Origin of the sequence: Streptomyces sp. NPDC047117 (assembly GCF_040643545.1) — a bacterium.
In the GTDB taxonomy this organism is placed as follows: Bacteria; Actinomycetota; Actinomycetes; order Streptomycetales; family Streptomycetaceae; genus Streptomyces.
In genome coordinates, this window is the sequence record NZ_JBEYUN010000002.1 from 582,499 (window position 1) to 607,340 (window position 24,842).

The following is a 24,842-nucleotide window of genomic DNA, read 5'->3' on the forward strand; positions in this document are numbered from 1 at the left end:
ACCGCCGATACCGGAACGTGATCGGTCGCCTACAGTTCTACCCGCGTAGAATTTTCGGCAAGGTACTGTGAAGGAACCGCCTTACGCACCACACAACCGGGAGTGCCAGTGGCACGCGTCGTAGTCGACGTCATGCTCAAGCCGGAGATCCTCGACCCGCAGGGACAGGCGGTGCAGCGTGCACTGCCGCGTCTGGGCTTCGAGGGCATCTCCGACGTACGTCAGGGCAAGCGTTTCGAACTTGAGGTGGAGGGCCCGGTCGACGACGCCGCCCTCGCCCGCATCCGCGAGATGGCAGAGACCTTCCTCGCCAACACCGTCATCGAAGACTTCGTCGTACGGGTCGACGAGCCCGCCGGGGCCGGCTCATGACTGCTCGCGTCGGAGTCATCACCTTCCCCGGCACGCTGGACGACCGCGACACCCAGCGCGCGGTCCGGCTCGCCGGCGCCGAGGCCGTGCCGCTGTGGCACAAGGACAAGGACCTCAAGCAGGTCGACGCCGTGGTCCTGCCCGGCGGCTTCTCCTACGGCGACTACCTGCGGGCCGGGGCCATCTCCCGTTTCTCGCCGGTCATGGAGACCGTCATCGAGCAGGCCAAGGGCGGCCTGCCGGTCCTGGGCATCTGCAACGGCTTCCAGGTCCTGACGGAGACCCACCTCCTCCCCGGCGCGATGCTGCGCAACAACCACCTCCACTTCATCTGCCGCGACCAGAAGCTGCGGGTGGAGAACGCGAATACCGCGTGGACGGCGGACTACACCGCGGGCCAGGAGATCAGCATCCCGCTGAAGAACATCGACGGCCGCTATGTCGCCGATGAGCGGACCCTGGACGAGCTGGAGGCGGAAGGCCGCGTCGCCTTCCGTTACTTGGCCCGCGGCGAAGCCGCTGACGGCTACGGAAACCCCAATGGCTCGCTGCGGGACATCGCCGGCATCACCAATGCGGCCGGCAATGTCGTCGGCCTCATGCCGCACCCGGAGCACGCCGTCGAGCCGCTGATCGGTGCCGGCGGTACCGACGGCCTCGGATTCTTCACCTCGATCCTGAAGAAGTTGGTCAACGCATGACGCTGGACACGGTCAAGCACGCGGCCGAGACCCCGGACACCGACCAGCCGTGGGCCGAACTGGGCCTGAAGCAGGAGGAGTACGAGCGCGTCCGCGAGATCCTCGGCCGCCGTCCCACCGGCGCCGAGCTCGCCATGTACTCGGTCATGTGGTCCGAGCACTGCTCGTACAAGAGCAGCAAGGTCCACCTCCGCCAGTTCGGTGAGAAGGCCCCGGAGACCGACGCGCTGCTCGTCGGCATCGGCGAGAACGCCGGTGTCGTGGACGTCGGCAACGGCTTCGCGGTCACCTTCAAGGTCGAGTCGCACAACCACCCGTCGTACGTCGAGCCGTACCAGGGCGCCGCGACCGGCGTCGGCGGCATCGTCCGCGACATCATCGCGATGGGCGCCCGCCCGGTCGCCGTGGTCGACCCGCTGCGCTTCGGCGCCGCCGACCACCCCGACACCAAGCGCGTGCTCCCCGGTGTGGTCTCCGGCATCGGCGGCTACGGCAACTGCCTGGGCCTGCCCAACATCGGCGGCGAGGTCGTCTTCGACGCCTGCTACCAGGGCAACCCGCTGGTCAACGCCGGTGCCATCGGCGTGATGAAGCATGAGGACATCCACCTCGCCAAGGCCTCCGGGTCCGGCAACAAGGTCATCCTCTACGGCGCCCGCACCGGCGGCGACGGCATCGGCGGCGCCTCCATCCTGGCCTCCGAGACCTTCGACGACTCCAAGCCGTCGAAGCGCCCGGCCGTCCAGGTCGGCGACCCCTTCCAGGAGAAGCTGCTCATCGAGTGCACCCTGGAGGCGTTCGCCGAGAAGCTGGTCGTCGGCATCCAGGACCTCGGCGCGGCCGGCCTGTCCTGCGCCACGTCCGAGCTGGCCTCGAACGGCTCCGGCGGTATGCGCGTCGAGCTCGACGACGTACCGCTGCGCGACTCCACGCTCTCGCCCGAGGAGATCCTCATGAGCGAGTCGCAGGAGCGCATGTGCGCGGTCGTGGAGCCGGAGAAGGTCGACCGCTTCCTGGAGATCTGCGGGAAGTGGGACGTGACCGCCACCGTCATCGGTGAGGTCACCGACGGCGACCGGCTGGAGATCTTCTGGCACGGCGAGAAGATCGTCGACGTCGACCCGCGGACCGTCGCCCACGAGGGCCCGGTGTACGAGCGTCCGTACGCCCGTCCCGAGTGGCAGGACGCCCTCCAGGGCGACGACGCCGCGAAGCTGGCCCGGCCGGCCCGCGGTGACGAGCTGCGCGAGCAGGTCCTGAAGCTGGTGGCGCACCCGAACCAGGCGTCCAAGTCCTGGATCACCTCGCAGTACGACCACTTCGTGCAGGGCAACACCGTGCTGGCCAGCCCGGAGGACTCCGGGATGATCCGCATCGACGAGGAGTCGGGCCTGGGCGTGGCCATCGCCACGGACGGCAACGGCCGCTTCGCGAAGCTGGACCCGTACCACGGTGCGCAGCTGGCGCTCGCGGAGTCGTACCGGAACGTGGCCGCGACCGGCGCCAAGCCGCTCGCCGTCTCGGACTGCCTGAACTTCGGTTCGCCCGAGGACCCGGCCGTCATGTGGCAGTTCGCCGAGGCCATCCGTGGTCTCGCGGACGGCTGCCGGCAGCTGGGCACGCCGGTCACCGGCGGCAACGTCTCGCTCTACAACCAGACGGGCGAGGCCGCCATCCACCCGACGCCGGTCGTCGCCGTCCTCGGCGTGATCGACGACGTGGCCCGCCGTACGCCGGTCGCCTTCGCGGAAGAGGGCCAGCTCCTCTACGTGCTCGGCGACACCCGCGACGAGCTGAGCGGCTCGGCCTGGGCGCAGGTCGTCCACGATCACCTGGGCGGCCTGCCGCCGCAGGTGGACCTGGAGCGCGAGCGGCTGCTCGCCGAGATCCTGATCTCGGCGTCCCGCGACGGCATGATCGACGCGGCGCACGACCTGTCCGACGGCGGTCTGGTCCAGGCCCTCGTCGAGTCCTGCCTCAAGGGCGGCAACGGTGCCCGCATCGTCGTCCCCGAGGGCCAGGACCCGTTCGTGACGCTGTTCTCCGAGTCCGCCGGCCGCGCGGTCGTCTCGGTACCGCGCAGCGAGGAGCTCCGCTTCACCGACATGTGCGGTGCGCGCGGTCTCCCGGCGACCCGGATCGGTGTCGTCGACGGTGACTCCCTCGATGTGCAGGGCCAGTTCAGCATCGCGCTGAGCGAGCTGCGCACGGCGCACGAGGACACGATCCCGGGCATCTTCGCCTGATCGTCCGCCCGACCGGCAGTACCGCGGCCCCACCGGAAATGTCCGGTGGGGCCGCGGCGCGTGGCGATTAGGCTCGCGCTCATGTCTCCCGCGAAGAAGCGCCAGCGCAGTTACGACTCCGCCAAGATCCGTGCCGCGGTGACCGCGCAGCTCGGTCACGTACGGGACGCCGTACGGGAGTTGTCCCCCGAGGACCTCGCCCGCCCGACCCGGCTCGGCGACTGGACCGTGCGGGAGCTGGTCGCGCACTTCGCCATGGCGGTCGACCACGTCCCCGACGGTCTCGAACGCCCCGCCGCGCCGAAGCAGGAAGTGCAGCTCGTCGAGTGGCCGTTCGCGCCCGCCGTGTACGCCGCCTCCGTCGACGAGTACGTGCGGGCCCTGGCGGCCGAGCACGACCCGGTCGCGCTGCTGGACCGGGCGGCCGAGCGGTACGCGGCGCTGGTGCCCGGGGCGGCCGACGACCGGTTGGTGGCGGTCCGGCGGCCCGGGGCGATGCGGCTGGTCGACCTGTTGGTGACCCGCTGCCTGGAGCTGGTCGTGCACACCGACGACCTGGCCGACGCGCTCGGCAAGGAGCTTCCGGTCGAGCGGCAGGCGCTGGCCGCCACGGTGCGGCTGCTCGCCGACTCGCTGGCCACGAAGGCGCCGGGCGGTTCGGTGGAGGTGCGGATCCCGCCGTACGCCGTCGTGCAGTGCGTCGAGGGCCCCCGGCACACCCGCGGCACCCCGCCGAACGTGGTGGAGACCGCCCCGCTGACCTGGGTACGGCTGGCCACCGGCCGTGCGGAGTGGGCGGTGGAGCGGGAGAACGCCACGGTCAGCGCGAGCGGCGAGCGCGCGGACCTGGGCCCGTACCTGCCGGTGCTGTCCTGACGGGTACGGGCCGGGGCGCCGGCCGTCAGGCGGCCGGGTACGGCAGCAGCGTGGCGTCGACGCGCTCCCAGGCCGTGCGCAGCTCCCGCAGCAGCGCCTGCTCCGCGCCCGCCCGGTCGGCCTGCTCGCGCGGGTCGGCCGTCACGTCGAACAGCTGGTCGGTGCCGCCCTTGCCGCGGTAGTACTTCCAGTCGCCGCGGCGCAGCGCCCGTTCGCCGCGTACCCGCCAGAACAGGTCGCGCTCGGGGAGCCGCTCGCCGCGCAGCAGGTGGCCGGCCAGGCTGGTGCCGTCCAGCGGGTACCGGCGGTCGGCGCGTGCGCCGGCGATCTCCAGCAGGGTCGCGGTCCAGTCCGGTGTGTACACCGGCTCGTGGCTGACCTGGCCGGCGTCCAGCCGGGCGGGCCAGCGGACGAGGGTGGGGACGCGGATGCCGCCCTCCTGGAGGGAGGCCTTGTTCCCGGACAGCGGCCATTGGTGGGACCAGCGTTCGCCGCCGTTGTCGCTGGCGAAGAAGACCAGCGTGTCGCGTTCCTGCCCGGTGCGCCGGAGCGCGTCCAGGACCTGGCCTATCGAGCGGTCCAGGTCCTCGACCATCTCCTTGTACTTGGCCAGCGAGCCGCCGTCGCGGTGGTTGAGCGCGCCCTTCTCCCCGGCCCGGATCCGGGCGGTGATCTTCGCGCTCTCGGCCTCGTCGCCGTCCGCGATCCACGGCCAGTGCGGGGTGGTGAAGTTCAGGTTGAGCAGCCAGGGCGCCTGCTCCCCGGCGCGTGCGGTCACGTGGTCGACGGCCCGCTCGGTGAGGATGCGGGTGTAGTAGCGCAGGTCCTTGTACTGGGCGTCGCCCTCGTACAGGTCGTACTCCCCGGCCAGCCCCAGCTTGGAGTAGTACTCCAGCGCGCCGCCGAGGTTGCCGAAGAAGGTGTCCCAGCCGGACCGGGTGGGGCTGTAGTCCGGCAGGTAGCCGCAGTGCCACTTGCCGATCAGGGCGGTGGCGTAGCCCGCGTCGCGGAGCAGCGAGGCGAGCGTGGGGTGGTTCGGATCCAGGCCCACGCTTCTGTCGGCGATCGGCTCGGCGAGGCCGCCCTTCGTGCGGCCGGGGTGGCGCCCGGTGTAGAGCGAGAAGCGGGTGGGGGAGCAGGTGGCGGAGCCCGAGTAGGCCTGGGTGAAGCGGACGCCCTGGCGGGCCAGCCGGTCCAGGTGGGGGGTGCGGATGTCCGGCGAGCCGTACGAGGAGAGGTCGGCCCAGCCCAGGTCGTCGCCGAGGATGAACAAGATGTTCGGGCGGCGCGCTGACCGGCCGGGCGCGGCGCGGAACGGCCGCTCCTCGTAGGCGTCGGGGGTGGTGGGCTCCGCGGCCGCGGCCGTACCGGCGGCGACGGTGCCGAGCCCGCCGAGCGCGGCGGCGGCGCCGGCTCCGGCGAGGCCGCCGAAGGTCCGGCGGGAGAGCGGGCGGCGGGCGGTGTCGGACATGTCGGGCTGCTGGGCGTCGGGCGACGTCACGAACGGGTCCTTTGCTAGAGGAAAGTGGCGACCGTGCGCGCCGCGTCCTCGGCTGAGAAATCCCGATAAATGACGCCCAATCTCCCCGTCCGGGTGCGTGATGGCCGGGAAGTGACGCTTCTCACCCCATGTAAGGCGGTGATCAAGAGGGCGCGGACCGCTCGGACCGCTGCCGATGACGCCTTACGGAGAGCCGTCCTGCCTGGTCAGAGTGGGTACGACGGCAGGCGTGCGGGGCCGGGGGAGGCGGCAGAGCGGCGGCGCTGCGGTGTACGGGATGTACAGAAAGGCGCGCGGCGGAGAGGAGGCGCGAGAGGCGCGCTCAGAGGCAACGACAGATGGCGCTCGCGACGCGACCGAGGTCGACATGGCGGCGCTGCACCAAGAGTTGCGGGGTCTGCACGGTCCTGGATCCTTGCGGTGATCAGGTGTTCACGTCAAGCACATGTCCAAGCTCGGCGACCATCCCCGGTTCGGATGAATCCCGTACCTGCCCTAGACTTCTTGATGTGCGTGGTGACGGACGACTCAACCACGACCTGCTCCCTGGTGAGAAGGGTCCCCAGGACGCCTGCGGCGTCTTTGGTGTCTGGGCCCCGGGAGAAGAGGTCGCCAAACTCACTTATTTCGGGCTGTACGCGCTGCAGCACCGCGGGCAGGAGTCTGCGGGCATCGCAGTGAGCAACGGCTCACAGATCCTGGTCTTCAAGGACATGGGTCTCGTCTCGCAGGTCTTCGACGAGACCTCCCTCGGCTCTCTCCAGGGCCACATCGCCGTGGGCCATGCCCGCTACTCCACCACCGGTGCGTCCGTGTGGGAGAACGCCCAGCCGACCTTCCGTGCCACCGCGCACGGCTCGATCGCGCTGGGTCACAACGGCAACCTGGTGAACACCGCCGAGCTGGCCGAACTGGTCGCCGACCTGCCCCGTGAGGGCGGCCGCGCGACCCAGGTCGCGGCCACCAACGACACCGACCTGGTGACGGCTCTGCTGGCCGGCCAGGTCGACGAGGACGGCAAGCCGCTGACCGTGGAGGAGGCCGCCCCGCGCGTCCTGCCCAAGGTCATGGGTGCCTTCTCGCTGTGCTTCATGGACGAGCACACCCTGTACGCGGCACGTGACCCGCAGGGCATCCGCCCGCTGGTCCTCGGCCGCCTGGAGCGCGGCTGGGTGGTCGCCTCCGAGACCGCGGCGCTGGACATCTGCGGCGCCAGCTTCATCCGGGAGATCGAGCCCGGTGAGATGGTCGCCATCGACGAGGACGGCCTGCGGAGCACCCGCTTCGCCGACGCCCGTCCCAAGGGCTGCGTCTTCGAGTACGTCTACCTGGCCCGCCCCGACACCGACATCGCCGGGCGGAACGTCTACCTCTCCCGCGTGGAGATGGGCCGCAGGCTGGCCGCCGAGGCGCCCGTCGACGCGGATCTGGTGATAGCGACGCCCGAGTCCGGCACGCCGGCCGCCGTCGGCTACGCCGAGGCCAGCGGCATCCCCTTCGGCACCGGACTGGTCAAGAACTCCTACGTCGGCCGGACCTTCATCCAGCCGTCGCAGACCATCCGCCAGCTGGGCATCCGCCTGAAGCTCAACCCGCTCAAGGAAGTCATCCGCGGCAAGCGCCTGGTGGTCGTCGACGACTCGATCGTCCGCGGCAACACCCAGCGCGCCCTCGTCCGGATGCTCCGCGAGGCCGGCGCGGCCGAGGTCCACGTGCGGATCTCCTCCCCGCCGATCAAGTGGCCGTGCTTCTTCGGCATCGACTTCGCCACCCGCGCCGAGCTGATCGCCAACGGTCTCTCGGTCGACGAGATCGGCAAGTCCCTGGGCGCCGATTCGCTCTCGTACATCTCCATCGACGCCATGGTCGAGGCGACCACGATCGCCAAGCCGAACCTGTGCCGCGCCTGCTTCGACGGCGAGTACCCGATGGACCTGCCGGACCCGGAGCTGCTGGGCAAGCACCTGCTGGAGGCGGAGACCGAGGGCCGGACGACGTCCGACGTGGACGGCGTCCAGACGCTCACCGCCGGGGTCGGCGGCGCCGACGCGCTGCGTCGCCCGTAGAACCCCTGCAAGACGACACGAAAGCTCTCAGCCATGTCTGCTGAATCTCCTGCCGGTGCCAGCTACGCGAGCGCGGGCGTCGACATCGAAGCGGGCGACCGCGCCGTCGACCTCATGAAGAAGTGGGTCAAGAAGGCGACCCGCCCCGAGGTCGTGGGCGGTCTCGGCGGCTTCGCCGGCCTCTTCGACGCCTCCGCCCTCAAGCGGTACGAGCGCCCGCTGCTCGCCTCCGCGACGGACGGCGTGGGCACCAAGGTCGACATCGCCCGCAAGCTGGGCGTGTACGACACGATCGGCCACGACCTGGTCGGCATGGTCGTGGACGACCTGGTCGTCTGCGGTGCCGAGCCGCTGTTCATGACCGACTACATCTGCGTCGGCAAGGTCTACCCCGAGCGGGTGGCGGCCATCGTGAAGGGCATCGCCGAGGGCTGTGTGCTGGCCGGCTGCGCGCTGGTCGGCGGCGAGACCGCGGAGCACCCGGGCCTGCTCGGCGAGGACGACTTCGACGTCGCCGGCGCCGGCACGGGCGTGGTCGAGGCCGACCGCGTCCTGGGCGCGGATCGCATCCGTAAGGGTGACGTGGTGATCGCCATGGAGTCCTCCGGTCTTCACTCGAACGGGTACTCGCTCGTTCGCCACGTGCTCTTCGACCGGGCGGGCATGGCGCTGGACCGGGAGGTGCCGGAGTTCGGCCGCACCCTCGGCGAGGAGCTGCTGGAGCCCACCAGGATCTACTCGCTGGACTGCCTGGCGCTGACCCGCACCACCGAGGTGCACGCGTTCTCGCACATCACCGGCGGCGGCCTCGCGAACAACCTCGCGCGAGTCGTCCCGGACGGGCTGCACGCCACGATCGACCGCTCCACCTGGACCCCCGGCGCGGTCTTCGACCTGGTCGGCAAGGCCGGCTCGGTCGAGCGCCTGGAGCTGGAGAAGACCCTGAACATGGGCGTCGGCATGATGGCCGTCGTCCCCCAGGAGTCGGTGGACGTGGCGCTCGCCACCCTCGCGGACCGCGGCATGGACGCCTGGGTCAGCGGAGAGATCGTCGAGCGCGGCGACCACGCCGAGGCCGTGGCCCTGACCGGTGACTACGCGAGCTGACGCCCGCATCCTCGCGCAGGGCAGCACAGAACCCGGTCCGGGCAAAGCGCCGGACCGGGTCCGTGATACTGCTGTGGCTGCCTTGAGCGCGCGGCGGCGTCAGGCGCGACGACGCTGGTCGGACGAGGTTCCCTCGTCGTCCTCATCGTCATCGTTGTTGTACAGGTCGGCGTACCGTGCGTACGGGTCGTCGTCCTCGTCATCCTCGAACGGCTCACCGTTCGGCGGCTGCTGTGCCGGCTGTTGCGGCGATGCACCCAGCTCTTCGGCCAGGCGTGAGAGATCAGTCCCACCGCTGTTGTACTTCAGCTGGCGGGCGACCTTCGTCTGCTTGGCCTTGGCCCGGCCGCGCCCCATGGCTCGACCCCCTCAACGACGGGGCTCGACGGCCCCAGAGTCTTGACACGCGTTCATGATTCAGAGCGGACTCTCGACGGAGAGTCCGGCCCGTAGGGCTTTAACGGTACCTGCTTCCGCGGCCATACGGTACGTCGCCCGCACCACCGGCCGCCCGGCATGACTCGCGGGACGCCCCGTACCCGCTGGTCAGCTGCGATTTTAACGTGTCATGTCCGGCGACCCGCCGGTGGGTGGTGAGGGATGTCTCCTTCACCAGCCACCGAGCGTGTCGCTGTAGGAACTCCACGGTCGGCGCCGGGGTGCCTACGGGGTGGCGCGGATCACGCCGACCGCGCCTCCGCCATCCTCAGTTCGGCCAGCCGGTCGGCCGCAGCGGCCGGCGGAATGCCGTCCGCCTTCGCACGCGCGAATATTGAAAGTGTCGTGTCGAAGATCTTCCCGGCCTTCATTTTGCACCGGTCGAAATCAAACCCGTGCAGCTCGTCCGCCACCTGGATGACACCGCCCGCGTTGACCACGTAGTCGGGTGCATAAAGGATTCCGCGGTCGGCGAGGTCCTTCTCCACGCCCGGATGGGCGAGCTGGTTGTTGGCCGCGCCGCAGACCACCTTCGCGGTCAGAACCGGTACGGAGTGGTCATTGAGGGCGCCGCCCAGCGCGCACGGCGCGTACACGTCGAGGCCCTCGGTGCGGATGAGCGCCTCGGTGTCGACGGCCGCGCGGACCTGCGGATGGTTGGCCAGAATTCGATCCACGGATTCGGACCGTACGTCCGTGATGACCACATCTGCCCCGTCTTCGAGCAGATGTTCGACAAGGTGTCGGCCGACCTTGCCGACGCCGGCGATGCCCACCCGCTTCCCGCGCAGGCTCGGGTCGCCCCACTGGTGCTGTGCGGCCGCGCGCATGCCCTGGAAGACGCCGTAGGCGGTGAGGACGGAGGAGTCGCCGGCGCCGCCGTTCTCCGGCGAGCGGCCGGTGGTCCAGCGGTTGGTCCGGGCGACGACGTCCATGTCGGCGACGTACGTACCGACATCGCAGGCCGTGACGTAGCGGCCGCCGAGAGAGGACACGAAACGGCCGTAGGCGAGCAGCAGTTCTTCGGTCTTGATCGCTTCGGGATCGCCGATGATCACGGCCTTGCCGCCGCCATGGTCCAGGCCCGCGAGCGCGTTCTTGTACGACATGCCGCGGGAGAGGTTCAGCGCGTCCAGGACGGCCTCCTCCTCGGAGGCGTACGCGTGGAAGCGGGTGCCGCCCAGGGCCGGGCCGAGCGCGGTGTTGTGGATCGCGATCACGGCCTTCAGACCGCTGGCGCGGTCCTGGCAGAGCACGACCTGCTCGTGGCCGCCCTGGTCGGACCGGAACAGCGTGTGCAGCACTCCACTGTCTGCGTGGACTGGGGAAACCTCCGGCACGGAGTGCCCGGAGGAGGGACGTACGTCGGTCACGGTGGTGACTCCCATAGTCGCGGTGGACGCCCTCGGATCGTTCCCCCCGCTTGTGGCAGGGGAAGCGGGGGGAGGGCCGGTCGGGGGAAGCGTATGACCTTCGGCAGCCGTTGATCGGCACAGTGCGGAGGATCACCCCTTAGTGGGGTACGGGCATGGGACGATTTGCGCATGCCGGGCCGCTCGCGGGGAGGCAACTCCCGGCTTCGCGCCCCTGCTTGGCACACTCCCCTGTGGCGGATTTCCCTCGTGGTCCCCCTCCGGCGGACCCACAGAAGAATGGAGCGGGCGTGGCCCAGGCGTCATCGGTGATGGTCCCGTACGCGGCGTATCTACGGGTCTACGAACCGCTGGCAGCGTTCCCCGAGCCGGAGCGCTCCCACTGGGCGCGGTACGCCAAGCGGGAGTCCATGCCCACCGCCCAGGATGAGCTGCGGCGCTCGCTCGCCGATCTGCTGCCGACCCCGCCGGTGGCGGTGCCCGTGCACGAGAGCGGCGACGCGTTCATCGCCGATGTGGACGGCGTGACGTGCGTGTGCCCCTGGCGGACGCGGCTGCGGGGCTGGCAGGCGCTGGAGGAGCTGCCCGAGCGGCTTCCCGGGCCGGTGCTGGACGCCGCCCTGCCCCCGGTGGTCCGCCGGCAGGCCGCCGCCGACTACGAGCGGTGGCTGGACCGCAATCCCGACGCCCGCCCCTGGATCCGTACGGCGACCTGGCACGTGCCGGTGCGCTGGTTCGTGCTCTTCACCGACGCCGAGCGGGAGTACACGAAGAGTGACCAAGGGCTTGTGCTGCGTTACCGCACGCCGATGGTCGAGGCCAGGCGCCGGGTCGCACGCGGACTGCGCACGCTCCGTGACGCCCTCGAAGAGGGGCCGTTGATCGACGGCCTGGTAGATGTGGGGCGCTGGCTGGAGGAATTCCACCCGCGCGCCCTCGTCGAGCTGGACTACGGAGGACTGGTGCACGCCGTCCCCGAAGGCCGGCTGGCCGAGGACCGTTCCGCCGCGGAAGTGGCGGAGGGACTCGCGGCACTGCGGGAGGGCGACGGGGAGCGCGCCGGCGCGGCGTACGAAAAGCTGTCGGACCGCTGGCGTGAGGTCCGGGAGCGGCAGTACGCCAGCTGACCGCCGGGCGTTGGGTGATCATTTTCGGAGGCACGCGTAGTGATGACGCGCGCCCCCGTTGTGCGCCTCCGGCGGGCGCGCCGGCGTATGCCTGAGGGCGGCGGGCGGCAGGCGGCCCCTGGGCGGTGATTGTGGGGTTTCTGTGCGGTGCTGTCGGTTTACGGTGTCCTGGTTCGGATGTACGGGACGTAGGTCCCGATCCGGACCAAACCGTAAAACAGTGACCTAAAGCACTGACTTCGGGCCTTGCCACCAACTACCACCCTCGTGTCAAAATAGGACAAGGAGCCTGACCGGGGCTCCTTCCGTCCAACTAAGGGCGGATAGATCGGTATTGCACTCCTTGGTGGGACTGGTGACGCCTGATCACGTTGTGACTGATCGTCACAGGGGCGTGACTGTCCGCTATGGCACGGTCCATCGGCTTCCGCCGAGGTTGAACACCTGAGAGGGCAATTCCATCGGTTTGGCCGACGCGGCTGGACAGATGGTGTAGTTGTAGTGCCGAGGACAAGCCGTTCGTCCTATAACCGACTCGGCCCGCGTCCGCCATTTCGGGCAACGCGGGTCAAGGTGCAGAATTTAGAGGAAAGAACCGTGATGGTTCGGTTCTCCCGAGGAGGCCGCTCATGACCGCTCGCACCCCTGACGCCGAGCCGCTGCTTACCCCTGCCGAGGTTGCCACGATGTTCCGTGTCGACCCGAAGACGGTGACCCGCTGGGCCAAGGCAGGCAAGCTCACGTCCATCCGTACGCTCGGTGGGCATCGGCGCTACCGCGAGGCTGAGGTCCGCGCACTGCTCGCGGGTATCCCGCAGCAGCGCAGCGAGGCCTGAAAAACCGCATAACCGGGCATTTTCGGGTCCCCCAACCCGTTCGATGCCCATAGAGCACGACATAGCTCCTTATGACGCGGCGCCTGCCCCAACAGGCCCCATGCCCGCAGCACATGGGTACGTCATTGATCGCGCTGGACTCCGCCGGGTCCAGCGCGATCTTTTTTGTGCGCTCGTGCGCTCTCCCGTCTGCCGCCGCGCGCCGGCCGGACCTGCACCTCGCGCCGGATCCGCGGCCCCGGCGGTAGCTCTTGGTCACCGCCCACAGGGGACTCTCAGGTAGCGGTCCCGGTACTCGCCGGTACAGCCGTGGGGCTGCCGGGTGGGCGGTGCAATTGCACATATTAAATTGACCGCCTGTAGGCGGGGCGTAAGTTCCGCTGATCCCAAAATTCGTACGGTGACACCCGTCACAGGAGTCGCCGGTTGTCCCTGTGGTGCCCGCTGGGGTAGTGCACAGCGGCTTCTCTCCGCACCAACAGCCTCTCACCGCACGGGTGCTGACGGAGGCGCCATTGGTCATCGGGGGAGCGGACTTTCGTCCCTGCTCCGCCGCACGCGCGCGGAGATGACGACACGGGGGGCCGCCCGGAGCGCCGACGGCCGCGAGGAGGGCGTCACGCGCCGCGTACGGGCCGCGGGGGCGATCCTGGGCGATGAAGAGAGCGCGGCGGCGGGAGAGGCGGCAGAAGGCCCCGCAGAGACGATCTTGGTCTGTGGCGGGTCCGGAATGCGCTCCAGGGCCAGCCGCAGCAGCCGGCGGCACACCGGACAGCGCAGGGTGGCGTGCCGGAAGCGAGCGGCGGCGGACAGATGCGCGCGGAGCAGCGCGCCGGTCGCGTGTCGCCCCGCTTCCGCCATCGCCGCACCTCCCCCGGCTCTCTTTTGTGAGTACCGGCGGCAGGTGCCGTGGTCAAGGGTCCGGGGGAAGGGGCACGAGGCCGCGTCCGCAGGGGGGAGGGGGCCGGGATCCGAACGTGTCCGGTCGCGGCATACGACAGAAGGGCCCGCATCCTGATCGGATGCGGGCCCTTCGTTTGCGGTCCTGACGGGATTTGAACCCGCGGCCTCCACCTTGACAGGGTGGCGAGCACTCCAAACTGCTCCACAGGACCTTGTCGCCGGCGCCCTCTCGGGTGCCTGCGAAGCAAGACTCTACAGCAGGTCAGGGGGTGCGGTCGAACTCGCTGCCGGGGAAGGCCCCGGTGGGCGCCCGGACGTGACCCCCGGCGCACAGCCCGCGGGGGCGCGGAGCCCTACGGGGCTGCCGCGTCCACCGCCTTCACGATGCGCTTGTCGGAGACCGGGTACGCCGTGCCCAGCGCGTGCGCGAAGTAGCTCACCCGCAGCTCCTCGATCATCCAGCGGATCTCCAGCGCCTGCTGCGGCACCGGCCGGCCCGCCGGGAACTGCTCCAGCAGCCAGCCGAATTCGTCCTGCATCTCCTTCACCTTCGCCATCCGGGAGCGGTCCCGCTCGGCGTTGGTGGGCATCTGCTGGAGCCGGCGGTCGGCGGCGACCAGGTACCGCATGAGGTCCGGCAGCCGCTTGGCGCCGTGCTCGGTGACGAAGCCCGGCTTGATGAGCGCGTTCAGCTGCTCCCTGACGTCCGCGACCGAGGCCAGCAGCACCGGGGAGGAGGTGTCCTTCAGCCGCCGCTCGCACGCCTGCCAGGCCGCCAGCACCTCGCGCACCTGCTGCACGGTCTTCATCGTGGCGTCGACCAGGTCGGCCCGGACCGCGTCGAAGAGCTTCCGGAAGCCCTCCTCGTCCCAGGCCGGACCGCCGTGCGCGGCGATCAGCCGGTCGGCCGCCGCGGTCACGCAGTCGTCGAAGAGCGATTGAATCGAGCCATGCGGATTGCTGGAGAGCGCCAGCTTCTGCTGGTTGCTGAGCTTGCTCTGCGCGAACTTGGCCGGGTTGGACTGGATGTTGAGCAGGATGAGGCGGCGGGTGCCGGCCCACATCGCGCTCCGCTGCTCCGCCTCGGTGTCGAAGAGCCGTACGGCGACCGAGGAGCCCTCGTCCACCAGCGCCGGGTACGCCTTGAGCGGCTGGCCGGCGCGCCGCGTCTCGAAGGTGTGCGGCAGCGTGCCGATGGTCCAGGCGGTCAGGCCGGTGCGCTGCTCCGGGCCCGTCGGACCGGCGTCCGCCGCACCCTTGCCCGGCTGTCCGCCCTTCTTCTGCGCCGACTGCTTCTGGGCCGCCTGCTCGAAGGCCTTGGAGATGGCCTCCCGGGTCTTGGGCTTGAGCTTCAGGCGCAGCGCTTCGAGGTCCTTGGCCTCGGCCAGCTTGCGCCGCCGCTCGTCGACCACGCGGAAGGTGATCTTCAAGTGGTCCGGCACCTTGGACAGGTCGAAGTCGGCCGCCTCGAAGGGCACGCCGACCATCCGCCGCAGCCCCGCCGCCAGCGACGTCGTCAGCGCGCCCTGCAGGGGCACCGCGCTGTCCAGGAAGCGGGCGGCGAAGTTGGGCGCGGGGACGTAGTTGCGCCGGATCGGCTTGGGCAGGGACCGGATCAGCTCGGTGACCAGCTGTTCGCGCAGGCCGGGGATCTGCCAGTCGAAGCCCTCTGCGGAGACCTGGTTGAGCACCTGGAGCGGGATGTGGACGGTCACGCCGTCCGCGTCGGCGCCCGGCTCGAACTGGTACGTGACCTTGAACTTCAGCTTCCCCTGTCGCCAGGAGTCCGGGTAGTCGTCCTTGGTGACGGCCTCGGCGGTTTCGTTGATGAGCATCGAGTGCTCGAAGTTGAGGAGTTCGGGCTCCTCGGTGCGCTTCTTCTTCCACCAGGAGTCGAAGTGCGCACCGGACACGACGTGTTCGGGGATGCGCTGGTCGTAGAAGTCGAAGAGCGTCTCGTCGTCCACGAGGATGTCGCGGCGCCGGGCGCGGTGCTCCAGCTCCTCGACCTCGCCCAGCAGCTTGCGGTTGTCGTGGAAGAACTGGTGGTGGGTCCGCCAGTCGCCCTCGACCAGGGCGTTCCTGATGAACAGGTCGCGCGAGATCTCCGGGTCGATCCGGCCGTAGTTGACCTTGCGCTGGGCCACGATCGGTACGCCGTAGAGCGTCACGCGCTCGTACGCCATCACCGCGGCCATCTTCTGTTCCCAGTGCGGCTCGCTGTACGTCCGCTTCACCAGGTGCTGGGCGAGCGGCTCGACCCACTCGGGCTCGATCTTGGCGTTCACCCGCGCCCACAGGCGGGAGGTCTCGACCAGTTCCGCCGACATGATCCAGCGCGGCGGTTTCTTGAAGAGTGCCGAGCCGGGGAAGACCGCGAACTTGGCGCTGCGGGCGCCCAGGTACTCGTTCTTCGCGTCGGTGTCCTTCAGCCCGATATGCGAGAGCAAACCGGCGAGCAGCGACGTGTGGATGTGCTCGGGGGCCGCGTCCTCCTCGGCGAGGTGGATGCCCATCGTCTTGGCGACCGTACGCAGCTGCGTATAGATGTCCTGCCACTCGCGTATCCGCAGGTAGTTCAGGAATTCGTTGCGGCACATGCGGCGGAAGGCGGACGAGGACAGTGCCTTCTGCTGCTCCCTGACGTACCGCCAGAGATTCAGGTACGCCAGGAAGTCGCTGGTCTCGTCCTTGAAGCGGGCGTGCTGCTGGTCGGCCTGCTGCTGCTTGTCGGCGGGCCGCTCGCGCGGGTCCTGGATGGACAGCCCCGCGGCGATGACCATGACTTCGCGTACGCAGCCGTTGCGGTCGGCCTCCAGGACCATCCGCGCGAGCCGCGGGTCCACCGGCAGCTGGGAGAGCTTGCGGCCCATCTGCGTGAGCCGCTTCTTCGGGTCCTTCTGCTTCGGGTCGACCGCGCCGAGCTCTTCGAGGAGCTGCACGCCGTCCTTGATGTTGCGGCGGTCCGGCGGATCGATGAAAGGAAACTTCTCGATGTCGCCGAGGCCGGCCGCCGTCATCTGCAGGATGACCGACGCCAGGTTCGTACGCAGGATCTCGGCGTCCGTGAACTCCGGCCGGGACTCGAAGTCCTCCTCCGAGTACAGCCGGACGCAGATGCCGTCGCTGAGCCGGCCGCAGCGGCCCTTGCGCTGGTTGGCGCTGGCCTGCGAGATCGGCTCGATCGGCAGCCGCTGCACCTTCGTGCGGTAGCTGTAGCGCGAGATGCGGGCCATGCCCGTGTCGATGACGTACCGGATGCCCGGCACGGTCAGGGACGTCTCGGCGACGTTGGTCGCCAGCACGATGCGGCGGGTGGAGTGGCGCTGGAAGACGCGGTGCTGCTCGGCGTGCGAGAGGCGCGCGTACAACGGCAGTACCTCGGTCTCGCGCGCCAGTGCGCCGCCCCGGTTCAGGCGTTTGGTCAGCGCGTCCGCGGTGTCCCGGATCTCCCGCTCGCCGGAGAGGAAGACCAGGATGTCGCCCGGCCCCTCGGCCTGCAGCTCGTCCACGGCCTCGCAGATGGCGCTGACCTGGTCCCGGTCGCCCTCAAGATTGTTCGCAGCCTCCGCGCCCTCCTCCAGCAGCGGGCGGTACCGCACCTCCACCGGGTACGTGCGGCCGCTGACCTCGATGATCGGCGCGTCCCCGAAGTGCCGGGAGAACCGTTCCGGGTCGATCGTCGCGGAGGTGATGACGACCTTCAGGTCCGGGCGCTTCGGCAGCAGCTGCGCCAGGTAGCCGAGCAGGAAGTCGATGTTGAGGCTGCGCTCGTGCGCCTCGTCGATGATGATCGTGTCGTACTGGCGCAGCTCGCGGTCCGTCTGGATCTCGGCGAGCAGGATGCCGTCCGTCATCAGCTTGACCAGCGTGTCGCCGCCGACCTGGTCGGTGAAGCGGACCTTCCAGCCGACCGCCTCGCCCAGCGGGCTCTTCAGCTCCTCGGCGACCCGCTCGGCGACCGTACGGGCGGCGATCCGGCGCGGCTGGGTGTGGCCGATCAGGCCCTTCACCCCGCGGCCCAGCTCCAGGCAGATCTTCGGGATCTGCGTCGTCTTGCCGGAGCCGGTCTCACCCGCGACGATCACGACCTGGTGGTCGCGTATCGCCTCCAGGATGTCGTCCTTCTTCTGGCTGACCGGCAGCTGCTCCGGGTACGTGATCTCGGGAACGGCGGCCCGGCGCTGCTCGACGCGGAGCTGCGCTTCGTCGATGCCCTGGGCGATCTCGGCCAGCACCGCGGCCCGCGCCTCGGGCTTGCGGATCCGGCGCGCGCCGTCGAGGCGGCGGCCGAGTCGCTGCTGGTCACGCAGCATCAGCTCGGGCAGCTGCGCCAGGAGTGCGGGCAGGGCGGGAGCACCCTCGGGCGTGACACCCCTGGGCGCGGCGGAGGCAGGCTGACTGGACATACGCGATCCAGGATCTCACCTCGCCGAAACGCCTGGCGAACGAATTGCGGCCGGGCGGCCCCGAGGAGGGGCGTTCGCGGCCGGATCCGGGCGTTCGGAGGGCGCCGGCGCAGCCCGTAGGGAATGTCCGTGATGGGTGCTTTAGCGTGGTCGTATGTCCGATGATCACGACGCCGAGCCCGCCGACCGTGCCGCATCCGCCGATCGCGCGGCACCCGCCGACCGTGCGTCCGCCGACCGCGCCGCGTCCCCCGCTCCCGGCGCGGCCGCCGGCCACGAAGCGCACGGGGCGCACGCCCGGCCCCGGACCGCGGCCGAGAGGTGGGCGGCCTTCAAGAGGTCGCCGTTCCTGCCCGCGACCGTCCTGATCTTCATCCTGGCGGCCGCCGCCGGCCTCTTCGCCGGCTCGTACACCTTCTCCATGGCCAACCCGGCGCCGCACCGCATCCCCACGGCGCTCGTGGGCGCCCCGGACGACGCCCGCGGCAAGGCGTTCGTGCAGGGCATGGAGAAGGCCCTGAACGCGTCGCTGGAGCTGCACGAGTACCGGACGTACGCACAGGCTCGCGAGGCGGTCGACGAGCAGAAGGCGTTCACGGTCATCAGGGTGGACGGCTCGGGCGTACGCATGGACCTCGCCAGCGCCTCGGGCGCCTCGGTGAGCCAGCTGCTCCAGCAGGCCGCGCCGCAGGTCGGCAAGAAGGCGGGCGTCCCGGTCACCCTCAAGGACATCAAGCCGGTGCAGCCCGGCGACCCGCGCGGCCTGGCGCTCTTCTACGTCTCCCTGGCCGCGGTGATCATCGGCTTCGTCGGCGCGATCCAGCTGAGCGTGCACGCCCGCGCGCTCAACCCGGCCGAGCGGATCGCGTTCACCCTCGCCTACGCCCTGCTCGGCGGGTTCTCCATCGCCGCGGTGGTCGACTGGCTGCTGGGCGCGCTGAGCCTGCCCTTCGTGCACTCCTGGCTGATCCTCGCGTTCACCATGTTCACGTCCGGCATGGTCTTCACGATGTTCAACACCTTGATCGGCCGCTGGGCGATGGTGCCGACCTGGGGCCTGATGGTGCTGCTCGGCAACCCCTCGTCCGGCGGTGCCGTCTCCTGGCCGCTGCTCCCGTCCGTGCTCGGCCACATCGGCCAGTGGCTGCCGCCGGGCGCCTCGGTGAACGCCCAGCACACGGCCGTCTACTTCCCCGGCCACCAGCACGTCTTCCCGTACCTGGTGCTGGCCGGCTGGTCCCTGCTGTCCTGCACGGTCTTCTGGCTCTGGCGCCACCGCCACCCGGGCGGCCGCCCCACGGCCCCGGCCCACGCGGCGACATGACCGCGGCGCGCCCCCGCGCCCGGAGCCGGACACAACGAAAAACCCCGGGAAGCGAACTTCCCGGGGTTTTCACGGAGTGGCTGGGGCCGGGGTCGAACCGGCGACCTTCCGCTTTTCAGGCGGACGCTCGTACCAACTGAGCTACCCAGCCACGCAGTCTCAGAGAGACTGCAGCGGTCCTGACGGGATTTGAACCCGCGGCCTCCACCTTGACAGGGTGGCGAGCACTCCAAACTGCTCCACAGGACCAAGCTTTGTGCGAGCACTAGTCTCGCACAGGGTGTTGCGTGCCCCCAACGGGATTCGAACCCGTGCTACCGCCTTGAAAGGGCGGCGTCCTGGGCCACTAGACGATGAGGGCTGATGGCCCACCTGGGCGCTTTGTCGGCGCCGTCGGGGACGTGAGAAGCATATGGGATGCGGGGACGGTTCGCCAAAACGGTTTACGAAGAGGGGCTCGGTGAGGTCCTCGAAGGCGCGGGGGACGGGGTGGCGCCGGGCCGGTTGTCGGCCGGGAGATGGCGGCTGACCTGGGCTTTCGACAGGCCCAGCCCGCCCAGGGTGATCTCGTCCCAGGCCTGGAGGCGCCGCGAGTCGCGATCCATGTAGAGCACTGAGGCCTGCACCTGTTCGGGTGTCGCGCCCTCGACCGCGCGCAGTCCACCGCCTCCCGTGGAGCCCTCGATCATCAGCCGGGTGCCCTTCGGCAGGACGCGCGTGTCGCGGTGGTGGACGTGGCCGGAGAGCGCCAGCGGGACCAGCCCGTCGGTCTCGGTCGCGGCCACCGGGTTGTGGGCCAGCGCGATGTCGGCGGGGGTACGGGCCCGGGTGAGCGTGCGCAGGGCGTCGGCCAGGCGCCGCCCCGAAGTGCGCTCCACCCGGTCCCCCGAGGCGGCCACCGAGCGGTCCGGGGTGAACTGCGGGTCGCCGATGCCCACGATGCGCAGCCCTCCGGCGCGCACGGAGGTGCCCTCGTCCACGACCTTCACGTTCTTCAGCTTCTTGTTCTGCGCGAGGTACTTCTGCGTCTTCATCGAGTCGTGGTTGCCGCGCACCCAGACGTACGGGGCGCCGAGCCTGCCGATCGGGTCGAGGAACTTGTTCTCGGCGGCCGAGCCGTGGTCCATGGTGTCGCCGGTGTCGATGATCACGTCGATGTCGTACTGCTTCACCAGGGACCTGATGATCTGCCAGGCGGCCGGGTTCAGATGGATGTCGGAGACGTGCAGGACGCGGACCGTGGAGGGGTCCGGCTGGTACGCGGGCAGGGTGGAGGTCGCGTCGTAGAGCTTGGTGACGTTCGTGACCAGTCGGGCCAGCTCCTTCTGGTAGACGTCGAACTCGCTCACGATGGAGCGGGCGTTGCCCACCACGGAGGGCGCGGAGGACAGCAGCCCCGAGAAGCGCGGCTCCAGCACGGACTTGGGGTTCCAGGTGGCGTACGCGACGCCCCCCGAGGCGGCGAGCAGCACGAGGGCGAGGCCGCCGGCGGCCAGCGCGCGGCGCGGTCTGCGGTACACCGCGAGGCCCAGCGCCGTCGCCCCGGAGACCACCGCGACGCAGGAGCGGAGGGCGAGGTCGGCGGTGCCGCGCTCGACGTCCCGGGTGACCTCGGCCTGGAGTCCGGAGAACCGCTCCGGGTGGTCGACCAGCTCCTGGGCGCGTGCCGGGTCGAGCTGGTCCACGTCGACGTCGAGCCGTATGGGGGCGTGGTGGCTCTGGAGGTCCAGTGCGCCGAGCGGGGACACGTTGATCTTCGTGCCGCCGCTGACGGACGGGCGCAGGGCCATGGTCGTGTCCACGGGGCCGACGGGGATCCGGACGCTGCCGACGATCAGCAGGCCGAGCCAGGCGCCGAGCAGCGTCACGACGATCAGCCCGAGGGCGCGGGCATACGGGTGCGGAGTGTGCGTCAGGGCGAAGGTGGGGGCCTGGTGGTGGGCGCGGTAGTGCCGCAGGACGGCGGCGGGGGCGCTCCGGACGCGGTCGTACGCGGTGCGGAGCAGCCGGAGCACGGAGGAGTCCGGGGGCGGCCCCCCGGACGGCGCGGTGCGGGCCATTGTGCCCGTATGCCCGGCCACGCGGCCCGTTATGCCGGGGGTTGCGGCATACGTGGGTGAGGACGCGCGATTCGTGGGCGTACGCGGTGGCCGTGTGCCGGAGCGCGTGCGGGGGCGGGGTACGGGGGTGCGTGCGGGAACGCGAGGGGCGCGTCCGGCGTGAGGGCGGGGCCCCGAGCGGGCCCGTGACCCACAATGGGCGCGTGCTGGAGATGACGCGCGAGGAGTTCGAGGAACTGGTCGGCGAGGCGCTGGACCGGATTCCGCCGGAGCTGACCCGCTTGATGGACAACGTCGCCGTGTTCGTCGAGGACGAGCCGCCGGCGGACGACCCCGACCTGCTCGGGCTCTACGAGGGGACGCCGCTGACCGAGCGGGGCGAGTGGTACGCGGGCGTGCTGCCGGACCGGATCACGATCTACCGGGGCCCGACGCTGCGGATGTGCGACACCCGGGAGGACGTGGTGGCGGAGACCGAGGTCACGGTCGTGCACGAGATCGCCCACCACTTCGGCATCGACGACGAGCGGCTGCACGCCCTCGGGTACGGCTGACCGGACGGCGCCGCCCGCGCACCGGACGGATGTCCGCACCGCGCCCCGTAGGGCGACACGCCGTGCTCCGGGGCGTGCGGGGTCCGGCGGGCCGGGGTGCGTCCCGGGCGTGTCCTCCGGTGGGCGGCGGGAGTTGGGCAGGGCATCAGTCCCGCGTGTCCGCTCCGGATCCGGAGGTCCCGTCCGTGCGTCGCCCGCTCCCCGCCAGTCGCCCGTCCCAGCCCGCAGCCCCGGCCGCCGTGCCGCCCGTCCCGCCCCTGCCCTCCGTCTCCTCCGCCTCGTCGCCCGCCTCGGCCGACGGGTCCGCCTCGCCCCGTACGGCGCCGCGTACGGCCCGCTCCCTGGCCCGTACGGCCGCCGTGGCCGCGGCGGCCTCCGCCTTCGCGATGTCGCTCACCGGCTGCATGAGCGTCAGCGACGACGCGCCGAAGCCCAAGTCCTCCGGCTCGGCCGCCGGGCACCACGGCAGCGACGCCCAGCCGGACGGCGGCTCGGCCGAGGCGCCCGGCGCCGGGCCGCGCCGCATGGGCCGTTCCGGGGCGCCCATGGAGGACCGGGACCGCGCCACGCCCTCGGACGACGCGGAGCCGTCGGCCGACGGGAAGAGCTCGCCCGGAGAGCCGGGGGGCAGCGGGACCCCGGGCGGCGACCGGCCGGGATCGGAGAGCCCCACGGAGGACAGCCCGCCCCGCCCGGCCCCGCCGCGCCCCTCCGGCCACCCGAAGCCCACGCCCACCCCCTCGCACACGACCCCGGCGCCGGACCCGACGCCCACCCCGAGCCAGGACCCGCCGCCGAGCAGCCCCGAGCAGACCGGCCCGCAGTCGGGCTCCCCGGCCTCCGCCTCGGAGCCCGGGAGCGGCGGCTAGGGCGCCGGGCCGCCCCGGAGAGGGCGCCGAGCGGCCGCCTTCGGGGGCGAGGATCGGCCTTCGACCGGCGATAACCGGACGATCGGCGGCGCCGGGAGAGCCCTGTCGGCACCGCATTTGCCTTCAGGGGTACCGGGTGCGTATGGTGGTAGATCGTTTGATCCCATTTGCCCGGCGCCCACCGGATCCCCTTCACCGAAGAGGACGAAGCGCGCCGCGAGGCGCGTTCTCTCCTTACCGTGGCTGACCGCATTGAGGCGGTCTTTTGTGAAACAACACGGAGTTTGGGCGCGTGCCGAGACTCCGGAAGGTTTCGCATTTCGCATGTCCGTTTCCACTGATCAGTCCGCCATGCCCGCGCACGACGAGCAGGCCCCCGTCGACGTCGAGCAGGTCGTCGGCCACGACGAGCAGGTTCCGGCCCCCGAGGCCGTCACCGAGGAGCCGCAGGCCCCCGAAGAGCCGCAGATCACGTTCGCCGACCTCGGCCTGGACGAGAAGATCGTCCGCAAGCTGGCGCAGAACGGTGTCACCACCCCGTTCCCGATCCAGGCGGCGACCATCCCGGACGCCATCTCCGGGCGCGACATCCTCGGCCGCGGCCGCACCGGCTCCGGCAAGACGCTCTCCTTCGGTCTGCCGCTGCTGACCCGGCTGGCCGGCGGTCACACCGAGAAGAAGCGCCCGCGCGGCGTCATCCTCACCCCGACCCGTGAGCTCGCCATGCAGGTGAGCGACGCGCTGCAGCCGTACGGCGACGTCCTCGGCCTCAAGCTGAAGGTCGTCTGCGGTGGTACCTCGATGGGCAACCAGATCTACGCCCTGGAGCGCGGCGTCGACATCCTCGTCGCCACCCCGGGCCGGCTGCGCGACATCATCAACCGCGGCGCCTGCTCCCTGGACAAGGTCGAGGTCGCCGTCCTGGACGAGGCCGACCAGATGGCCGACCTGGGCTTCCTGCCCGAGGTCACCGAGCTGCTGGACCTGGTGCCGACCGGCGGCCAGCGGATGCTCTTCTCCGCCACGATGGAGAACGAGATCGGCACGCTGGTCAAGCGCTACCTGAACAACCCCGTCAGCCACGAGGTCGACGCGGCCCAGGGCGCGGTCACCACCATGACCCACCACGTGCTGGTCGTGAAACCGAAGGACAAGGCGCCGGTCACGGCCGCCATCGCCGCCCGCAAGGGCCGCACGATCATCTTCGTCCGTACGCAGCTGGGCGCCGACCGCGTCGCCGAGCAGCTGTGCGACTCGGGTGTGCGCGCCGACGCGCTGCACGGCGGCATGACCCAGGGCGCGCGTACGCGGACCCTGGCCGACTTCAAGGACGGTTACGTCAACGTCCTGGTCGCCACCGACGTCGCCGCGCGCGGCATCCACGTCGACGGCATCGACCTGGTCCTGAACGTGGACCCGGCCGGTGACCACAAGGACTACCTGCACCGCTCCGGCCGTACGGCCCGCGCGGGCCAGTCCGGCACGGTCGTGTCGCTGGCCCTGCCGCACCAGCGCCGGCAGATCTTCCGCCTCATGGAGGACGCGGGCGTGGACGCCTCGCGTCACATCGTGGGCGGCGCCGGCCAGTTCGACGAGGACGTGGCCCGGATCACCGGCGCCCGCTCGCTCACCGAGGTGCAGGCCGAGTCGGCCGCGAACTCCGCCAAGCAGGCCGAGCGCGAGGTCGCCGACCTGACCCGCGAGCTGGAGCGGCTGCAGCGCCGCGCCGCCGAGCTGCGCGAGGACGCGGACCGGCTGACCGCCAAGGCCGCGCGTGAGCGTGGCGAGGACCCGGAGGCCGCGGTACAGGCCAAGGCCGAGGCGGAGGCCGCTGTGGAGGCGGAGAGCGCCGCGCAGCCCGAGGTGTCGCTGCCGGCCCAGACCGCGCGCGCCGCCGAGGACGACGACACGCAGCGCCGCTCCACGTACCGCGACGAGCGGGGCAACTACGAGCGCCGGGACCGTCGTGACGACCGTGGTGGCCGTTCCTTCGAGCGGAACGACCGCAACGACCGTGGTGACCGCGGCGGTGACCGTGGTGGCTTCAACCGCGACCGTCGTGACGACCGCGGTGGCTTCC

General features: G+C 70.7%; 20 protein-coding genes and 4 tRNA genes. 12 read left to right on the forward strand and 12 right to left on the reverse strand.

Annotated features, from left to right (window positions below; all coding sequences use genetic code 11):
• Nucleotides 1-108: 108 nt before the first annotated feature.
• The 4 genes from purS (at nt 109) to ABZ840_RS05700 (ending at nt 4,195) form a co-directional block, all read left to right on the forward strand.
• Nucleotides 109-372 carry a phosphoribosylformylglycinamidine synthase subunit PurS gene (gene purS, locus ABZ840_RS05685; RefSeq protein ID WP_030623503.1) on the forward strand — a complete coding sequence of 88 codons (264 nt, stop codon included), beginning with the start codon at nt 109-111 and terminating at the stop codon, nt 370-372.
• Nucleotides 369-1,073 (forward strand): phosphoribosylformylglycinamidine synthase subunit PurQ, encoded by a 705-nt coding sequence (purQ, locus tag ABZ840_RS05690; protein ID WP_361553759.1) that lies wholly within the window; start codon nt 369-371, stop codon nt 1,071-1,073. Before purS ends, purQ begins: the two co-directional genes overlap by 4 nt.
• Complete coding sequence (gene purL / locus ABZ840_RS05695; protein WP_361553762.1) at nt 1,070-3,319, forward strand: phosphoribosylformylglycinamidine synthase subunit PurL; 2,250 nt, start codon at nt 1,070-1,072, stop codon at nt 3,317-3,319. The genes purQ and purL overlap by 4 nt, the downstream gene beginning before the upstream one ends.
• A gap of 81 nt (nt 3,320-3,400) precedes the next feature.
• Nucleotides 3,401-4,195, forward strand: coding sequence for a sterol carrier family protein (locus ABZ840_RS05700; protein ID WP_361553765.1), 795 nt, complete (start codon nt 3,401-3,403; stop codon nt 4,193-4,195).
• 25 nt (nt 4,196-4,220) lie between these two features.
• Here the strand turns inward: ABZ840_RS05700 and ABZ840_RS05705 are convergent, their stop codons facing one another.
• Nucleotides 4,221-5,666 (reverse strand): sulfatase-like hydrolase/transferase, encoded by a 1,446-nt coding sequence (locus tag ABZ840_RS05705; protein ID WP_361553948.1) that lies wholly within the window; start codon nt 5,664-5,666, stop codon nt 4,221-4,223.
• A 352-nt stretch (nt 5,667-6,018) separates the two neighbouring features.
• Nucleotides 6,019-6,099 carry a putative leader peptide gene (locus tag ABZ840_RS05710; protein ID WP_361553951.1) on the reverse strand — a complete coding sequence of 27 codons (81 nt, stop codon included), beginning with the start codon at nt 6,097-6,099 and terminating at the stop codon, nt 6,019-6,021.
• Between the two features lie 106 nt (nt 6,100-6,205).
• On the opposite strand from ABZ840_RS05710, the gene purF reads away from it, so the two are divergent.
• Together purF and purM are read left to right on the forward strand one after the other, a co-directional pair.
• A complete protein-coding gene (gene purF, locus ABZ840_RS05715; protein WP_361553768.1) occupies nt 6,206-7,762 on the forward strand; it encodes an amidophosphoribosyltransferase in 1,557 nt (518 codons plus the stop codon).
• A 33-nt stretch (nt 7,763-7,795) separates the two neighbouring features.
• Nucleotides 7,796-8,869 (forward strand): phosphoribosylformylglycinamidine cyclo-ligase, encoded by a 1,074-nt coding sequence (gene purM, locus ABZ840_RS05720; RefSeq protein WP_361553771.1) that lies wholly within the window; start codon nt 7,796-7,798, stop codon nt 8,867-8,869.
• A gap of 99 nt (nt 8,870-8,968) precedes the next feature.
• Here purM and ABZ840_RS05725 read toward each other — a convergent pair whose 3' ends face one another.
• Both ABZ840_RS05725 and ABZ840_RS05730 read right to left on the reverse strand, forming a co-directional pair.
• Complete coding sequence (locus tag ABZ840_RS05725) at nt 8,969-9,226, reverse strand: DUF3073 domain-containing protein (protein ID WP_361553774.1); 258 nt, start codon at nt 9,224-9,226, stop codon at nt 8,969-8,971.
• Nucleotides 9,227-9,549: 323 nt separating this feature from the next.
• Nucleotides 9,550-10,695, reverse strand: coding sequence for a Glu/Leu/Phe/Val dehydrogenase dimerization domain-containing protein (locus ABZ840_RS05730; protein WP_361553777.1), 1,146 nt, complete (start codon nt 10,693-10,695; stop codon nt 9,550-9,552).
• Between the two features lie 275 nt (nt 10,696-10,970).
• Between ABZ840_RS05730 and ABZ840_RS05735 the strand changes: the two genes are divergently transcribed.
• Together ABZ840_RS05735 and bldC are read left to right on the forward strand one after the other, a co-directional pair.
• Nucleotides 10,971-11,807, forward strand: a complete 837-nt coding sequence (locus tag ABZ840_RS05735; protein WP_361553780.1) for a hypothetical protein — start codon at nt 10,971-10,973, stop codon at nt 11,805-11,807.
• A 629-nt stretch (nt 11,808-12,436) separates the two neighbouring features.
• Nucleotides 12,437-12,643: a developmental transcriptional regulator BldC gene (gene bldC, locus ABZ840_RS05740; RefSeq protein WP_003949541.1), complete on the forward strand. Its 207-nt coding sequence runs from the start codon at nt 12,437-12,439 to the stop codon at nt 12,641-12,643.
• Between the two features lie 519 nt (nt 12,644-13,162).
• Here bldC and ABZ840_RS05745 read toward each other — a convergent pair.
• From ABZ840_RS05745 to hrpA, 3 genes are all read right to left on the reverse strand, one after another.
• Nucleotides 13,163-13,504, reverse strand: a complete 342-nt coding sequence (locus tag ABZ840_RS05745) for a DUF6274 family protein (protein WP_361553783.1) — start codon at nt 13,502-13,504, stop codon at nt 13,163-13,165.
• Nucleotides 13,505-13,683: 179 nt separating this feature from the next.
• Nucleotides 13,684-13,758: transfer RNA gene (locus ABZ840_RS05750), tRNA-Asp, on the reverse strand.
• 141 nt (nt 13,759-13,899) lie between these two features.
• Nucleotides 13,900-17,955: an ATP-dependent RNA helicase HrpA gene (gene hrpA / locus ABZ840_RS05755; protein WP_361553786.1), complete on the reverse strand. Its 4,056-nt coding sequence runs from the start codon at nt 17,953-17,955 to the stop codon at nt 13,900-13,902.
• A gap of 154 nt (nt 17,956-18,109) precedes the next feature.
• Between hrpA and ABZ840_RS05760 the strand changes: the two genes are divergently transcribed.
• Entirely contained in the window at nt 18,110-19,279 is a 1,170-nt protein-coding gene (locus ABZ840_RS05760) for an ABC transporter permease (protein ID WP_361553789.1), read from the forward strand.
• A gap of 77 nt (nt 19,280-19,356) precedes the next feature.
• Here the strand turns inward: ABZ840_RS05760 and ABZ840_RS05765 are convergent.
• The 4 genes from ABZ840_RS05765 to ABZ840_RS05780 all read right to left on the reverse strand — a co-directional run bounded on the left by ABZ840_RS05765 (nt 19,357) and on the right by ABZ840_RS05780 (nt 21,339).
• A tRNA-Phe gene (locus tag ABZ840_RS05765) sits at nt 19,357-19,430 on the reverse strand.
• Nucleotides 19,431-19,453: 23 nt separating this feature from the next.
• A tRNA-Asp gene (locus ABZ840_RS05770) sits at nt 19,454-19,528 on the reverse strand.
• Between the two features lie 39 nt (nt 19,529-19,567).
• A tRNA-Glu gene (locus ABZ840_RS05775) sits at nt 19,568-19,640 on the reverse strand.
• Between the two features lie 82 nt (nt 19,641-19,722).
• Nucleotides 19,723-21,339, reverse strand: a complete 1,617-nt coding sequence (locus tag ABZ840_RS05780) for a metallophosphoesterase (protein ID WP_361553792.1) — start codon at nt 21,337-21,339, stop codon at nt 19,723-19,725.
• A gap of 203 nt (nt 21,340-21,542) precedes the next feature.
• On the opposite strand from ABZ840_RS05780, the gene ABZ840_RS05785 reads away from it, so the two are divergent.
• A complete protein-coding gene (locus ABZ840_RS05785) occupies nt 21,543-21,893 on the forward strand; it encodes a metallopeptidase family protein (protein ID WP_361553795.1) in 351 nt (116 codons plus the stop codon).
• A gap of 145 nt (nt 21,894-22,038) precedes the next feature.
• Here ABZ840_RS05785 and ABZ840_RS05790 read toward each other — a convergent pair whose 3' ends face one another.
• Nucleotides 22,039-22,290: a hypothetical protein gene (locus ABZ840_RS05790; protein ID WP_361553798.1), complete on the reverse strand. Its 252-nt coding sequence runs from the start codon at nt 22,288-22,290 to the stop codon at nt 22,039-22,041.
• 7 nt (nt 22,291-22,297) lie between these two features.
• Here ABZ840_RS05790 and ABZ840_RS05795 point away from each other — a divergent pair, with 7 nt between their 5' ends.
• Nucleotides 22,298-22,762, forward strand: a complete 465-nt coding sequence (locus tag ABZ840_RS05795; protein WP_361553801.1) for a hypothetical protein — start codon at nt 22,298-22,300, stop codon at nt 22,760-22,762.
• A 324-nt stretch (nt 22,763-23,086) separates the two neighbouring features.
• A partial coding sequence (locus tag ABZ840_RS05800; RefSeq protein WP_361553804.1) for a DEAD/DEAH box helicase occupies nt 23,087-24,842 on the forward strand: 1,756 nt, incomplete at its 3' end.

Coding starts and splice junctions, on each gene's coding strand:
- purL (WP_361553762.1), top strand. CDS start 1,070: ATGACGCTGGACACGGTCAAGCACGCGGCCGAGACCCCGGACACCGAC.
- purM (WP_361553771.1), top strand. CDS start 7,796: ATGTCTGCTGAATCTCCTGCCGGTGCCAGCTACGCGAGCGCGGGCGTC.
- ABZ840_RS05780 (WP_361553792.1), bottom strand. CDS start 21,339: ATGGCCCGCACCGCGCCGTCCGGGGGGCCGCCCCCGGACTCCTCCGTG.
- ABZ840_RS05700 (WP_361553765.1), top strand. CDS start 3,401: ATGTCTCCCGCGAAGAAGCGCCAGCGCAGTTACGACTCCGCCAAGATC.
- ABZ840_RS05745 (WP_361553783.1), bottom strand. CDS start 13,504: ATGGCGGAAGCGGGGCGACACGCGACCGGCGCGCTGCTCCGCGCGCAT.
- ABZ840_RS05725 (WP_361553774.1), bottom strand. CDS start 9,226: ATGGGGCGCGGCCGGGCCAAGGCCAAGCAGACGAAGGTCGCCCGCCAG.
- ABZ840_RS05760 (WP_361553789.1), top strand. CDS start 18,110: ATGTCCGATGATCACGACGCCGAGCCCGCCGACCGTGCCGCATCCGCC.
- bldC (WP_003949541.1), top strand. CDS start 12,437: ATGACCGCTCGCACCCCTGACGCCGAGCCGCTGCTTACCCCTGCCGAG.
- purQ (WP_361553759.1), top strand. CDS start 369: ATGACTGCTCGCGTCGGAGTCATCACCTTCCCCGGCACGCTGGACGAC.
- hrpA (WP_361553786.1), bottom strand. CDS start 17,955: ATGTCCAGTCAGCCTGCCTCCGCCGCGCCCAGGGGTGTCACGCCCGAG.
- ABZ840_RS05795 (WP_361553801.1), top strand. CDS start 22,298: ATGAGCGTCAGCGACGACGCGCCGAAGCCCAAGTCCTCCGGCTCGGCC.
- ABZ840_RS05705 (WP_361553948.1), bottom strand. CDS start 5,666: ATGTCCGACACCGCCCGCCGCCCGCTCTCCCGCCGGACCTTCGGCGGC.
- ABZ840_RS05730 (WP_361553777.1), bottom strand. CDS start 10,695: ATGGGAGTCACCACCGTGACCGACGTACGTCCCTCCTCCGGGCACTCC.